The sequence below is a fragment of the Streptomyces sp. NPDC001663 genome (genome assembly GCF_042893105.1).
Lineage (GTDB): Bacteria > Actinomycetota > Actinomycetes > Streptomycetales > Streptomycetaceae > Streptomyces.
The window spans coordinates 1,173,275-1,185,906 of sequence record NZ_JBIAUR010000001.1 but is presented as its reverse complement, the minus strand read 5'-3'; the positions used below and the strand labels follow the sequence as shown (position 1 = coordinate 1,185,906).

The following is a 12,632-nucleotide window of genomic DNA, read 5'->3' as shown; positions in this document are numbered from 1 at the left end:
CACATTGGAGACCACGTTGTCACTGCGTCATATCGAGTACCGCCTCGCCACGGCCGTCGCAGCCACGGCCCTGGTCGTGACCTGCACCTCCGGCGCCGCCGCGCCGTCCGCCGCCGCGCCGACGACCGGCACGTACAGCACGGAGGCCGCCGCCGCGGCGGCCTCACAGGTCCTCACCGCGGTCAACACCTTCCTGGGCACCCTGAGTTCGTCGCAGAAGACGGCCGTCCAGGCGACCCGCACCCAGGCCAACCTGTCGAAGTGGTCGAACCTGCCCGACGCCCTGTACACGCGCGCGGGCCTGCGGATGGACTCGCTGACCTCCGCCCAGCAGACCGCCGTACTGAACATCCTGGCGGCCGCGCTCAGCCCGGCGGGCTTCGAACAGGTCACCGGCATCACCTACGGCGACGGCGTCCTGAAGGCACAGGGCGGCATCGACCTCGACTTCGGCGCGGACCACTACTGGATCCGCATCCTGGGCACCCCGTCCGCGACCGGCAAGTGGACCATCCAGTACGGCGGCCACCACCTCGCCGTCAACATCACCCTGTCCGGCGACACCATGACGCTGGGCCCCACCCTGTGGGGAGCACAGCCGGCGTACTACACGAAGTCCGGTGCGACCGTCGAACCGCTGGTGGGTGAGACCGACAAGGCGTACACGGTCCTTCAGTCGCTCAACTCCACACAGTTGGCCGCCGCCATCCTGGACACGCCGGTGAAGGAGATCGTCCTCGGTGCCGGCCAGGACGGAAAGACCCTCGCCTACGACGGCGTCCAGGCGTCCACCTTCACCAGCGCCCAGAAGACACTGCTGCTCAACCTCATCAACGAGTGGATCACGCCGCTCAACACCGAACAGGCCGCGGCGAAACTGGCAGACGCACAAGCCGGCCTCGACCAGACCTACTTCGCCTGGTCCGGGTCGACGGCCGCCAACCAGCCGGTCTACTACCGCGTCCAGAGCCCCGACTTCACCATCGAGTTCGCCCACCAGCAGGGCTCGGGCGCCAACGCGGGCGGCATCACCCACATCCACTCCATCTACCGCGAGAACGGCAACGACTACGGCGCCGAGGACTGACCGGTGACCCTCGCACGCCGCCTGGCCCGGTGGACGGCAGCCCTCGTGCTGGCCGCCGCCGGGTCGGGCCTCGCCGCCGCGCCCGCCGCGGCCCACCCGACCGACGAAGTGCTGCAACAGGCTTACCTGACGCCGACCGCGTCGCGCCTGGAGGTGCAACTCGACCTCACACCCGGCGTGTTGGTGGCCCCCGCCTTCGCCCGGACCGTCGACACCGACGGGAACGGGGAGTTCGGCTCCGCCGAGACGGCCGCACACATGCGGCGCGTCACCTCGGCACTCGAGGTCCACGTGGACGGGCGGGCCGTCGCGCTGAAGGTGACGGGGAGTACGTATCCGCCGTACGAACTGCTGGCGGCGGCCGGGGGCGCGGTGAGCGTCGAGGCGGTGGCCGATCTTCCGGCCGGCGCCCGCGCCGTCACCTTCACCAACGCGTACGACCCCGGCGCCCGCACGACCGTGCAGGAAGACGTGCTGGTCGCGGCCCACCATCCGGTGCACCCAGCGGGCATCGAACGCGGGGACGGGGGACGCACGATCACGATGACACTCCCCGGGCTCGCCGGGTCACCGAGCCCGGGGAGTCCGGACAAGGCATCGGTACAGACGGCGGCGGACTCCGGCGGGGGCGCCATGCTCAGCGCCCTTCGCTCGCCCCAGTCGTCCCCCTGGACCCTGCTCGCCCTGCTCGGCACCTGCGCCCTGCTCGGCGCCTTCCATGCCCTGACTCCCGGCCACGGCAAGACCCTCCTCGCCTCCTATCTGGTCGGCGCCCACAGCACGCCGAAGCAGGCGGTGATCCTCGGAGCGGTCATCACCTTCACGCACACGGCCTCCGTGATCGCACTCGGTACGGCGGTACTTCTCGCGGGGCACTTCGTGGTGCCGGAGGTATTGGTGCCGGTGCTGGAAGTCGTCAGCGGGACCGTAGTGCTGATCCTCGGGGCACGACTGCTGCGGCGTCGCTGGAGGCAGCACACCGACCAGCAGCACGCAGACGGCCACAGCCATGACCACAGCCACAGCCAAGGCCACGCCGATGAACACGCCTCGCATCACCACGCGCCCACCCTGCCCACCACCTTCCGCTCCATCGCCACCATGGGTGTGTCCGGCGGGATCATCCCGTGCCCCGAGGCGCTGAGTGTCCTCCTGCTGGCCATCGGTCTGGGCCGCACGGCACTCGGCCTGACCATGATCGTCTCCTTCAGTGCAGGTCTGGCCGGGGTCCTCGTCGGACTGGGCCTGGTGCTGGTGAGCGCCCGTACCAGGGTGGAGCGCTTCCGACGCTCCGGCGACAGCCCGCTCGTTCAGTGGCTGCCGGTCGTCTCCGCCGCCGTCGTGACCACCCTCGGCCTGACCATCGCCGCGGGCGGCGTGACGGCACTCGTGGAGTGAGCCCCCGTCTGCTTGGCAGAGCGCCCGCCCGGAAGGGGTATTTCCGCAGGTCAGATGGGGCCTGTGGCTGACGCTTCTGCAGGTTTCCGCGGAGGCCGTACCCGTTAGCGGGCGGCAATTCAACCGTGCACGTCCGTTGACACGGTGACGGCGACCACTCACGATCCATGTAGCACAGTACGCACACCGAAGTGCGTTATTTACACACGGAGAAGATGGGGTCCACGAAGAACGAGACGGTCCGCCCCGGACCGTCCAATACCAATGAGCTGCGACGGGTGATCCTGGCCAGCTATCTCGGCAGCATGGTCGAGTACTACGACTTCCTGCTCTACGTCACGGCGGCCAGCCTGGTCTTCGGCGAGCTCTTCTTCACCAACCTCTCCCCGGTCGCCGGCACGATCGCCTCGCTGGGCACTCTGGCCGTCGGCTACGTCAGCCGCCCGCTCGGTGCGCTGATCTTCGGACACTTCGGCGACAAGGTCGGCCGCAAGTCGGTCCTCGTGGTCACGCTGATATTGATGGGCGCTTCCACCACGTTCATCGGCCTGCTTCCCACGAGCAACCAAGCGGGCATGCTGGCCCCGATCCTGCTGATCACCCTGCGTGTGATGCAGGGCATCTCGGTCGGTGGCGAGTGGGGAGGAGCGTCACTCATGGCCTACGAGCACGCGCCGACGCACCGTCGGGGCCTGGCGTCGAGCTTCGCGAACGCCGGCGGGCCGACCGGTACGGCGCTGGCGGCCGGCGTACTCGGACTCTTCTCCCTGCTTCCCGAAGAGCAGTTCATGGCCTGGGGATGGCGCATCCCCTTCCTGCTGAGTGCCGTTCTGGTGGCCATCGGTCTCTGGACCCGGTTGCGGATCTCGGAGTCCCCGCTGTTCGTCGAGGAGCAGCGCCGGCAGAAGGAGAGCGGTGAGGCGCCGAAGGTCCCGCTGTGGGAGGTGATCCGCGCCCCCCGGTCCCTCCTCCTGGCCTTCTTCGCACTCCTCGCCCCGTTCACCTTCAACAGCGTCGTCGGCTCGTTCGGCCTCACTTACGCCCGGGACAACGGACTCGACGTCTCCTCCGTCCTCGGGATCCAGGTCGCCGGTGCCGTCGTCTGTGTCGCGGCCGAGATCGCGGCGGGAGCCCTCTCCGACGCGTACGGCCGCAGGGCGACCCTGATCTTCGGCATGGTCGCCGGCGCCCTCTTCACCTACCCGTTCCTGCGGCTCATCGGCACAGGCAGCACCGCGTTGACGATGCTCGGCTTCGTGCTCATGTACGGGCTGGTCATCGCGCCGATGTTCGGCCCGTGCGGAGCGTTTCTCAGCGAGCAGTTCAGCACCGGTTCCCGCTACACGGGCGCATCACTGGGGTACCAGGGCGCCTCGACGATCGGCGGCGGCTTCGCTCCCGTCATCCTCGCCTCGCTGCTGGCCGCGCAGCGCGGCGGTCTCGGTCTGATCCTGCTGCTCGTGATCGGTGTCGGCGTGCTCAGCGCCCTCGCCGTCGCCGCGTCCACGGAACGCAGCCCCACGGCGGCCGCCTCGGAGAAGGCCGGCGCGTCTCCCGAGTCGCCCGTGTCCAGCAGCACGGTCTGAGCTTGCGGCCGGCCATCAGTGCGTTGCTGCGGGCACCACGAGGCCGACGAAGAACGGGGCGGGCTCGGGAGCCGGGATCCCGCGAGAGGATCATCGCGACGAACGTCACCCGGGTCCGACCCGGGGGACTGTCCGCCCCGTCCATCGCGTCCTGGAGCGAGGAGAGGTCGCGGACGGCGCCCCCTCCGCCCAGCCGCCGCGCCGCGGTCATACCGATCCCGGTCGCACGGCAGGGCGATCGCCTGGCTGTCGAGGCGAGCGGGGAGACGTTGGCGGCCCCCGCGCGCGAACGTCGCGCGCAGGCGCGTTGCTCAGCCCACCGGTCGAGCCCGGGATCGCGACCGCACGGCCGTCGAGTGCGTAACGCGAGTTGAAAACGTCAGGCGAGCTCCTGCCGGTCGGCGACCGGTACGTGGCGTCCCAGGAACGCGAGCTGGTCGGCCACGACGTGCTCGAACGGCGCTCCGACGTAGATGTCGAAGTGCCCGTAGGGATAGGTGACGACTTCGCCCTTCGGTGCCTTGCGCGCGTCCTTCTCCGCCGCCTTCGCTGGCGCGACGCTGTCGCTCTCACACAGCTGGAACAGCGCCGGGCAGCCCAGGTTCACCGCCTGCCTGCCGGGGCGATGGAACCCGACGTGAAGCGCGAAGCGGGCTGCGACCTCGTTGCGAAACGGTGCCCCGTCGGGGGCGATGGCCAGATAGCCGGGCTCGGCGTCGGGCGTCGCCATCAGCGCGGCCGAGCCCGGTGGCCCAACTGTCGCCACCATCGTCGGCCCGCGCCCGAGCAGTGCCCCTGCGGCGTCGCGAAGCGCGAGCCCGGTGGCCTTGGCCAGGCCCAGCGGGTTCGCCGCCCGAACCGACGCCTGACCGTCCGTGAACGGGCACTGCGAGATGATCGCGGCGACGCGCCGATCGCGGGCGCCGGCGACGATCACATGGCCTCCGCCGAACGAGGTTCCCCAGAGCACGACCCGCTCGGGATCGACGCCATCCACGGTCCGCGCGTAGCCGATCGCGGCCGCCCAGTCGTCCAGCTGGCGCTTGATGTCGAGCAGCTGGCGCGGCTCGCCGCCGCTCGAGCCGAAGTTGCGGTAGTCGAACACGAGGCAGGCGTAGCCTGCGTCGGCGAAGCGCTGGGCGAACGCGTCGAGCCGCATCTCACGGATCGCGCCGAGGCCGTGGCCAAGGACCACGATCGGGCTCGAAGGGCTCTTGGCGGGATAAAGCCAGGCCGCACACCTCTCACCGCCCGACTCGAAGGTGATGTCCTCCCGGTCGCTCATTGCTTCTCCTTGTTGTTCGTCGTTCGTTTGCAGTCACGACCGCGACCTTGCCCCGAAGCCCGGCGCCGGCGCCCGTAGGAAGCCGGCGCCGTCGTCGACCGACCGAGCTCGCCCAACTCCACGGGTGGTGTGTCAGGGCCGGACCGGCGGGCCTGTCCTGATGACCGGCTCGGTGTGCTCGACGGTGAATGCGTGGACGGCTGTCATGACCGTGTGCTGATCGGCGACGAGACCGGCGACGGGCTTGGACGTCAGGATCTCCTCCATGGCGGCGCGGCTGTCGGCTCCGAGGACGACACATCCGTGGTAGCGGCGGAAGGTCGGATTGTCGTGCGAGATGCCGGGCGTGGGGTGTGGAAGCGAGGTCCAGGGCAGGAACGTGTACGTGCGCAGGTCGTGCGCGCCCGCCTCGTGGAGCGCGGGGCCGATGCGGTCGTGGACGTACCTGCGGAACGGGCGGCGGCTCACTCCCCGACGTCGGCGCAGCAGAAGGACGGTGCGGTGGCCGACGCCGGCGTCGTGGCCGTCGGTCCACCAGCGGCCTGCTCGTGGTCCGGTCAGGTTTCCGAGAACCCGGTCGAAGACGTTCTGCTCGTCGAGGTACACCTCCCGCATGTGGACCGGGATGGTGAGCGCGCCGGCCATGCTCACCATCCGGACCTCGGCGATGCCGTCGCAGCGCCAGCTCGGGGGTACGGCGGTGCCCACCGTGGGAGACGCGGGCCAGTAGCCGTGATCGGTGGGGGAGAAGTGATGCTGGAGGTACTCGGCGATGCTGGGCAGCCGCGCGACGATCTGCGCGTGCGGTCCCTTCCAGTACTGGAGGGCGGCCTCTCGCGTCAGGTCCTCGCGGAGCCACACCGGGAAGATTCCCGAGGTGGTCGGCACAGGAGAGGTCCTACTCCCGGTGATCGGGCTGCCCGGGCGGGTGCCAAGGGGCTCGTGGTCGCTCGGGATGTGGTTCACGCCTGCTCCGTCCGTTGCAGCATGTGGTTCTTCTGGATGCGGATCGGCTCGACGTAGCAGTCGATTGGCTTGCCGCCGAAACGGGCGATGCATCCGTTGCGGTACTCGCACACCGGCCGGCCCGGCATGGGGTCCTGCATGTTCTTGAACAGGAAGGGGTCGGCGATCATGGCACGGGCCGCCGAGACGGCATCGCAGCGCCCGCCGTCGATGGCCGACTCCATCCCTTCCCTCGTGTGGAACCCCCCGACGCAGATCACCGGGATGTCCAACTGCGCGGTGAACCGCTCGGCCTGGGGGAGGTTGAAGCCCTCGCCGCCGGGTGCGAGACGTTCCGCGACGCGTTCGATGACGGGGGCCGCGGCGAGCATCGCCAGGCGTCGCCGACGCGTCATCGACATCCCCGAGCCCTCGGTGACCTGCCCGCGGATGAACCCTTTGTAGTGCCCCAGGATCATGCCCGGCCACGACTCGTAGTGCGCCCTGGAGATCTCCACCGCGTCGACGCCTTCGCCTTCCAGCACCTTGGCGACGCGCACGAGCTCGGCGGTCGTCGCCCCCCGGCGCAGCGGCAGCATGTCCGTGCCGTTCAGCTTGAGCAGTACGGGGAAGTCGTCGCCGACGCGGGTACGTATCGCGCGGAACACCTCGAGCAGCAGGCGCATCCGGTTGTCGAGGCTGCCGCCGTACTCGTCGGTGCGGCGGTTGGTGTGCGGGGTGAGGAACTGGCTGAGCAGGTAGCCGTGGGCGGCGTGGATCTGCACCCCGTCGAATCCCACCTCCTGGGCCCGCTCCGCGGCGGCCGCGAAGGTCTCCACCACGGCCGGGATCTCGTCCCGGCGCAGTGGCCGCGGTTTCGTCCCGTACAACGGTTCACGCACCGTGGACGCGGACACCGGTGCCTTGCCCGGGTCCGCCGACCTGACCATCTGGCGGCCACCGTGGTTGAGCTGGGCGATCAGGAGGCTGCCGCCGCTGTGCGCCAGGTCGACCCAGTCCCGCAGGCCGGCCTTCTTGCCGTCGTCGTCGATGCCGGCCTGACGTCCCGCGGACTTGGACTGCAGGGAGACGTAGAGGTTGCCGGTCACGATGAGCGGGGTCCCGGCCCGCGCCATGGGTTCGTAGAACTCGAGCAGCTCGTCCGTCACGTACCCGTCGTCGGTGGCACGCGTCTCGCTGGTCGCCGACTTGTAGAGCCGCCCCGGCACGGTGAGCGTGCCGATCTGCAAGGGACGCAGGAGCGGACTGGTCGGAGGGGTGGGCATCGGCGGCTCTCCTCTACCTCATGGATGCTGTGATGTTCGGGCGCGTCGTGTCCGAGCTGTCCGCGTCGGCCGGTCGGTGGTGCTGCCGGTCGCTGGTGCCGCGGAAGCGCTCGTGCCGCGAGGGCCGTCGGTGCTCGGTCATCCCGGCGTCCAGAGCCCGCTCCCGAAGAGCGCGCGACAGCGGGTTGCCGACCGGCGGTCACTTTCGTTGTCCGTCGTGCTCTGTCCGTTCCGGCTCGGGCGGCTCCGAGGTTGGGCTGGACAAGCCTGGCAAATAATGGACTTACCGGATTATTCGGATACCTCCCTGTCGTCTAGCCGAGCAGGACGTATTCCTTGGTGAAGAAGTACGAGGACCGCGGCAGGTCGATGAAGTTCCTCTCATCCTCAGCGAGCCGGAGGTTGGCCTGCTCCCCTTCAGGCGAGGCGAGCGCCTTGACCAGCGCCTCGCGCGAGGGGAACCAGACTTCGGTGACACCGTCGAGAGCCTGGCCTACCTGGCCGCGCGACGTGGCGATGACGTTACTGAGGGCCGCGTTGTTCGTGTGGCTCTGGACGTAGCGGTTACCCCCAAGCTTCTTGACCTGCTTTCTGGCGAGCGGCCCGTGGTTGTACAGCCAGTAGTGGTAGAACTCGGCGGGCGACAGGTCCGGCCGACGTCGGATGGCGCACACGAGCTTGACCGGATCCGAGGTGGCCGCTGCCGCCTGGGGGACGTGGGACACCAGGATGGCGCTGAGGCCGGCCGCGGTCGCGCCGGTGACGAAGGCCCGCCGCGAGTGTGCATGCTGGGGGGTGTTTGCTGTCGACATCGCATCCTCACGTGGTTTCTGCCGGCGGATCATGTGACTGCCCGGTGTTCGGGTCGTCGTGCTCGGCAATGGGGAGGGGTGATCTGACGAATGAGGCGTGGGCCCGGCTGACTCCGCATCTACCGAAGGATGGGCAACGAGGCGGACGTGATGACGGCAACCCTGTCTGCGAATGCGTTCACGCGGCTCGATGCCTTCCATGGGGGCGGACGGGGCCGCAGGTCGATGGCGGGTAGGCGCGGCACAGCAGCCCGACTGAAGTCGGGCGGTCACCCTGCCCTGTCCGCGACGCGTCCCGGCGGCCGGACCTGGCACGTGACCCACTGGCCGGCGAGCCCGTCCCTGGGCTCGCAGAGGCGCGTCCGCTACCTGAAGTAACTGGCGCCAGCAGTGAGTGTGGCGCGGCACACCCTGGGTTTGCTTGACAGCAGGCGACAGAATTTTTACCTTGCGCGACATGGAACCACTGGTGCGGGCCGCAACCCTGCGGGGCTGGGCGAGTCTGGTCCGCGAACTCGGCGGGGACGCGGATGCCCTGCTCGCGTCGGCGCGCCTTCCCGGGCACGCCCTGGAGGACGAGGACGCCCTGGTTCCCGCGCGCGCCGCGATGCACCTGCTGGAGGCATCGGCGGTAGGTCTGCGCTGCCCGGACTTCGGTCTGCGCATGGCGCACGCGCAGGACCCGACCGCACTCGGTCCGCTGGCCCTGGTCCTGCAGAACACACCGACCGTGCGGGAGATGATCCAGACCGCGGCGCAGTACCTGTTCGTGCACAGCCCGTCGCTCACGCTGGCGCTGATTCCCGCGGGGCCGGAGTTCCCCGGTCACGTCGCGATGCGCTTCGACATGGTGCTCGACCCCTGCCCACCCGCCCGCCAGACGTGGGACCTCAGCCTCGCCACGGCCCACCGACTCCTCGGCCTCGTCATCAGGAGCGGATACCGGCCCCGGGCCGTGCTGCTGCCGCACTCGCCCGCCGCCCCGCTGTCGAGCTACGTGCGGTTCTTCGGAGCCGAAGTGCGACCCGAACGTGCGCACGGCGCCCTGATCATCGACGAGCGTCTGATGGACATCCCTCTCCAGGACGTCGACGAGACGATCCGCCGGATCGCGACCAGCTATCTCGACACGAACTACCCGGCCCCCGGCTCGTCCACGGCCGACCTCGTCCGCACCGCGATGGCGCGAACTCCCGGCGGGCGGGCGGGAGCGAGGCTGGAGCAGGTGGCGAGGCTGCTGGCACTCCATCCAAGGACGCTGCAGCGTCGCCTGGCCGAGGAGGAAACCGGTTTCGATCACTTGCGCGACGAGGCGCTGAGGGACCTCGCGCACCAGTACCTCACGGAGTCCTCCCTTTCGATGTCGCATGTGGCGCTGGCCCTGGGCTTCTCCGAACAGTCGGCACTGACGCGCGCTTGCAGGCGTTGGTTCGGGCAGACGCCGACGGCGCTTCGGCGCGGCAACCGGTAACCCCTCGCTCAGCGGTGGCGGCCGCCACCGTCGACCACGAGGGTGTGGCCCGTCACGAAACGCGAGGCGTCGGAGAGCAGGAACAGGACGGTGTCGGAAACCTCGCCCGGGGTGCCGATCCGGCGCAGCGGTACGGCCTCCACCGCTGACTGCGGCATCCCGGGTTCCTCGGTGAGCGAGGAGAGCATGTCGGTGTCGATCATGCCGGGGGCCACGGCGTTCACGCGGATGCCCCGGGGGCCGAGCTCCACGGCTTGGAACTTGGTGAGGTGCTCTACGGCGGCCTTGGAGGCCGAGTAGGCGCCCGACCGGGCGCGCACGACGTACGCCGCGATCGAGGCCACGTTGACGATCGCGCCGCCCGATTCCCCCATCGCGGGCACGGCGGCCTGGACGCCGAACGATGCCCCGAGGACATGGACCTCGTGCATGCGGGTGAACTCGGCGCCGGAGGTCTCCAGTACACCGTTGAGGCCGTAGACGCCCGCGTTGTTGATCCATCCGTCGAGGGTTCCGAACCGTTGGAGTGCACGCTCGGCGAGTGCGTGATGATCCTTGGCGCGGGTGACGTCCATGCCCATCGGCACAATGGTGGCGCCGTGTCGGCACTGCTCGCCCAGTCGCTCAGCGGTGGCTCCCACCGCGCTCTCGTCGAGGTCTCCGGCGAGGACGTTCACTCCGTTGCGGACCAGAGCCAGCACGTGCGCCTCGCCGATCCCCCGGGCTGCGCCGGTCACGGCGACGGTTCTCCCCTTCAGGTCGGCGAAGGTGGCGGGCTCGTAGGTCATCTCGTTCTCCTGCCTTGAGGGGCTCTCACGCCGTCGACCAGCTGAGGTGTATATATTGATCTGACTAGTTCATAATCTGCACGTTTCAGGTGAAGGTGATGAGGAGCGGGATGATTGACGACACCCATCGCGATGGGCGGGACGAGGCCCGGGACCGGGTCCTGGACGCTGCGGCGCGTGACGCCGCGTACGACCTGAAGGCGCGCTACTTCTTCTATGTCGACAGCCAGCAGTGGGAAAGGCTGCGCGGGCTTTTCACCGACGACGCCCGCTTCGAGGGCTTCGCATTCGGCGGCGAGGGGCCCGACGCGTTCGTGCGCGGAGTGGACGGACTGCTCACCGGCGCACGCAGCGTGCACCAAGGGTCGCTGCCCCGATTTCGGGCACAGCCCGACTCCCTGGTGCGAGCGCGCTGGTCGATGCAGGACTACCTCACCTGGCCCCCGGGCTCGCGATCCTTCCGGGGCAACTCCTCTCCCGATCTCTCGGGCATCCGGGGGTACGGCTACTACGACGAGGAGTACCGGCGCACGCCCGAGGGGTGGCGGATCGCCTTCCTGCGCCTGACACGGCTGCGGATCGACCTGCTCCACGGCCCGCACACGGAGGACATCTCCGGGGCGCTGCCTCCTGACCTCGACTGGCTACCCTGATCGTCAGGGCCTGCCCTCGGCGACGTTGCGGTCGCCGAGGCGCGTTCTCAGTAACCGACGAATTCAGTAACCGACGAACCAGTAGGGATCCAGCCGCACGCTTTCGAACCTCCACCCCTCGGGAAGGCGGCGGTACCGGTCGAAGTAGCGCCCCACGAAGCGCACCGGTTGCGTGTCGCCTTCGCGCGGCTGGTGGTAGACCGTGACGTACCAACTGCCCGTCGCGGTGTCGCCGTCGACTGTGATACGCGGCGTGGTCACGGAGTGAACGGTGGCAGGGAGCGGGTCGGGAGCGACCGTCTGCGCGGCGATGCCGGCCTCGATCTCTTCTCGCGTGCGGAAGACCCCCCAGTCGCCGAGGGCGCATACCCCGTCGGGTGTGAAGAGCTGGGTGAACGCATGGGCGTCGGCCGAGTCATAGGCCCATGAGTACTCCGAGCGGAGTCGCGTGATCCGGGCGACGTCGTCGCCGTACGAGTCGGTCATCGGGTGGTCCCTTTCGTTGCTGTGGAGCACGTCTCACTTGGCGAGGTAACCGCCGTCGACCGTGAGCGCCGAACCGGTCATGAACGTCGAGGCGTCGGAGGCGAGCCAGAGCGCCGCCGCCGCGACCTCCTGGGGGTCACCCATACGGCCCAGCAGGTGAGCGTCTCCGACCTCCTTGACGGCGGCCGCGGGATCGGGGGCCTTGTTGGTGTAGTCCGACACCATGCGGGTGTCTATGTAGCCGGGGACGAGGACATTCGCCCGGATGCCGTCGGCCGCGTAGTCGAAGGCGATGCTGCGCGTCATCGACAGCACGCCGCCCTTCGCGGAGATGTAGGAAACGGAACCGGGGATGGCGACCTGGGCGTTGATGCTGGCCACGTTGATGATCGACCCGCCGGTGCCCTGCATGAGGGGAATGGTCTCGCGGGACATGGCGAAGACCGACCACAGGTTCAGTTGGATTGTCTTCTCGAAGATCTCGTACGGCGTCTCGTGCACCCGGAGCAGGCCCTCGGCGAGTGCTCCCACTCCCGCGTTGTTGTAGAGCGCGTCCACGCGACCGTGCGTCTCCTGCGTGGTCGCGACGACGCTTCGCACGCCCTCGATCGTCCCCATGTCGGCGACGACAGTGGTGACGGCGTCGCCGTACTCCTTCTTGACCTGGTCCAGCGCCTCGGCATCGATGTCGCTCGTGACCACGAGGGCACCCGCTTCGATGAACATGCCGACGGCGACGCGGCCGATGCCGTTTCCGCCGCCGGTGATGACGGCGATCTTCCCGTCCAGCAGGGGCTTCCTGCCGGTGGCGACGTCACGATTGAAACCCATGGTT

The 12,632-nt window shown here is 69.2% G+C and carries 12 protein-coding genes; 5 read left to right on the top strand and 7 right to left on the bottom strand.

Annotated features, from left to right (window positions below; translation table 11 throughout):
- Positions 1-16: 16 nt before the first annotated feature.
- The 3 genes from ACFY1L_RS05670 to ACFY1L_RS05660 all read left to right on the top strand — a co-directional run bounded on the left by ACFY1L_RS05670 (position 17) and on the right by ACFY1L_RS05660 (position 4,071).
- The gene (locus ACFY1L_RS05670) at positions 17-1,087 is read left to right on the top strand and encodes a DUF3500 domain-containing protein (RefSeq protein WP_388818561.1); all 1,071 of its coding nucleotides are present in this window, start codon (positions 17-19) and stop codon (positions 1,085-1,087) included.
- A 3-nt stretch (positions 1,088-1,090) separates the two neighbouring features.
- On the top strand, positions 1,091-2,485 hold the full coding sequence (locus ACFY1L_RS05665) for a nickel/cobalt transporter (protein WP_388818558.1): 1,395 nt from the start codon (positions 1,091-1,093) through the stop codon (positions 2,483-2,485).
- A gap of 215 nt (positions 2,486-2,700) precedes the next feature.
- A complete protein-coding gene (locus ACFY1L_RS05660; RefSeq protein WP_388818555.1) occupies positions 2,701-4,071 on the top strand; it encodes an MFS transporter in 1,371 nt (456 codons plus the stop codon).
- A gap of 379 nt (positions 4,072-4,450) precedes the next feature.
- On the opposite strand, the gene ACFY1L_RS05655 is transcribed toward ACFY1L_RS05660, so the two are convergent.
- From ACFY1L_RS05655 to ACFY1L_RS05640, 4 genes are all read right to left on the bottom strand, one after another.
- Entirely contained in the window at positions 4,451-5,356 is a 906-nt protein-coding gene (locus tag ACFY1L_RS05655) for an alpha/beta hydrolase (RefSeq protein ID WP_388818552.1), read from the bottom strand.
- A gap of 132 nt (positions 5,357-5,488) precedes the next feature.
- Complete coding sequence (locus ACFY1L_RS05650) at positions 5,489-6,322, bottom strand: EthD domain-containing protein (RefSeq protein ID WP_388818549.1); 834 nt, start codon at positions 6,320-6,322, stop codon at positions 5,489-5,491.
- Positions 6,319-7,587: an NADH:flavin oxidoreductase gene (locus tag ACFY1L_RS05645; protein ID WP_388818546.1), complete on the bottom strand. Its 1,269-nt coding sequence runs from the start codon at positions 7,585-7,587 to the stop codon at positions 6,319-6,321. The genes ACFY1L_RS05650 and ACFY1L_RS05645 overlap by 4 nt, the downstream gene beginning before the upstream one ends.
- A gap of 314 nt (positions 7,588-7,901) precedes the next feature.
- Positions 7,902-8,432, bottom strand: a complete 531-nt coding sequence (locus ACFY1L_RS05640) for an EthD domain-containing protein (RefSeq protein WP_388818544.1) — start codon at positions 8,430-8,432, stop codon at positions 7,902-7,904.
- Positions 8,433-8,856: 424 nt separating this feature from the next.
- On the opposite strand from ACFY1L_RS05640, the gene ACFY1L_RS05635 reads away from it, so the two are divergent.
- Positions 8,857-9,870 carry an AraC family transcriptional regulator gene (locus ACFY1L_RS05635; protein WP_388818541.1) on the top strand — a complete coding sequence of 338 codons (1,014 nt, stop codon included), beginning with the start codon at positions 8,857-8,859 and terminating at the stop codon, positions 9,868-9,870.
- Positions 9,871-9,878: 8 nt separating this feature from the next.
- Here ACFY1L_RS05635 and ACFY1L_RS05630 read toward each other — a convergent pair whose 3' ends face one another.
- Positions 9,879-10,658, bottom strand: coding sequence for an SDR family NAD(P)-dependent oxidoreductase (locus ACFY1L_RS05630; RefSeq protein WP_388818538.1), 780 nt, complete (start codon positions 10,656-10,658; stop codon positions 9,879-9,881).
- A gap of 110 nt (positions 10,659-10,768) precedes the next feature.
- Here ACFY1L_RS05630 and ACFY1L_RS05625 point away from each other — a divergent pair, with 110 nt between their 5' ends.
- On the top strand, positions 10,769-11,311 hold the full coding sequence (locus ACFY1L_RS05625; protein ID WP_388818535.1) for a nuclear transport factor 2 family protein: 543 nt from the start codon (positions 10,769-10,771) through the stop codon (positions 11,309-11,311).
- 63 nt (positions 11,312-11,374) lie between these two features.
- Here the strand turns inward: ACFY1L_RS05625 and ACFY1L_RS05620 are convergent, their stop codons facing one another.
- Positions 11,375-11,797, bottom strand: coding sequence for a nuclear transport factor 2 family protein (locus ACFY1L_RS05620; protein ID WP_388818533.1), 423 nt, complete (start codon positions 11,795-11,797; stop codon positions 11,375-11,377).
- A 33-nt stretch (positions 11,798-11,830) separates the two neighbouring features.
- Complete coding sequence (locus ACFY1L_RS05615) at positions 11,831-12,628, bottom strand: SDR family NAD(P)-dependent oxidoreductase (protein ID WP_388818530.1); 798 nt, start codon at positions 12,626-12,628, stop codon at positions 11,831-11,833.
- Between the last annotated feature and the right edge of the window lie 4 nt (positions 12,629-12,632).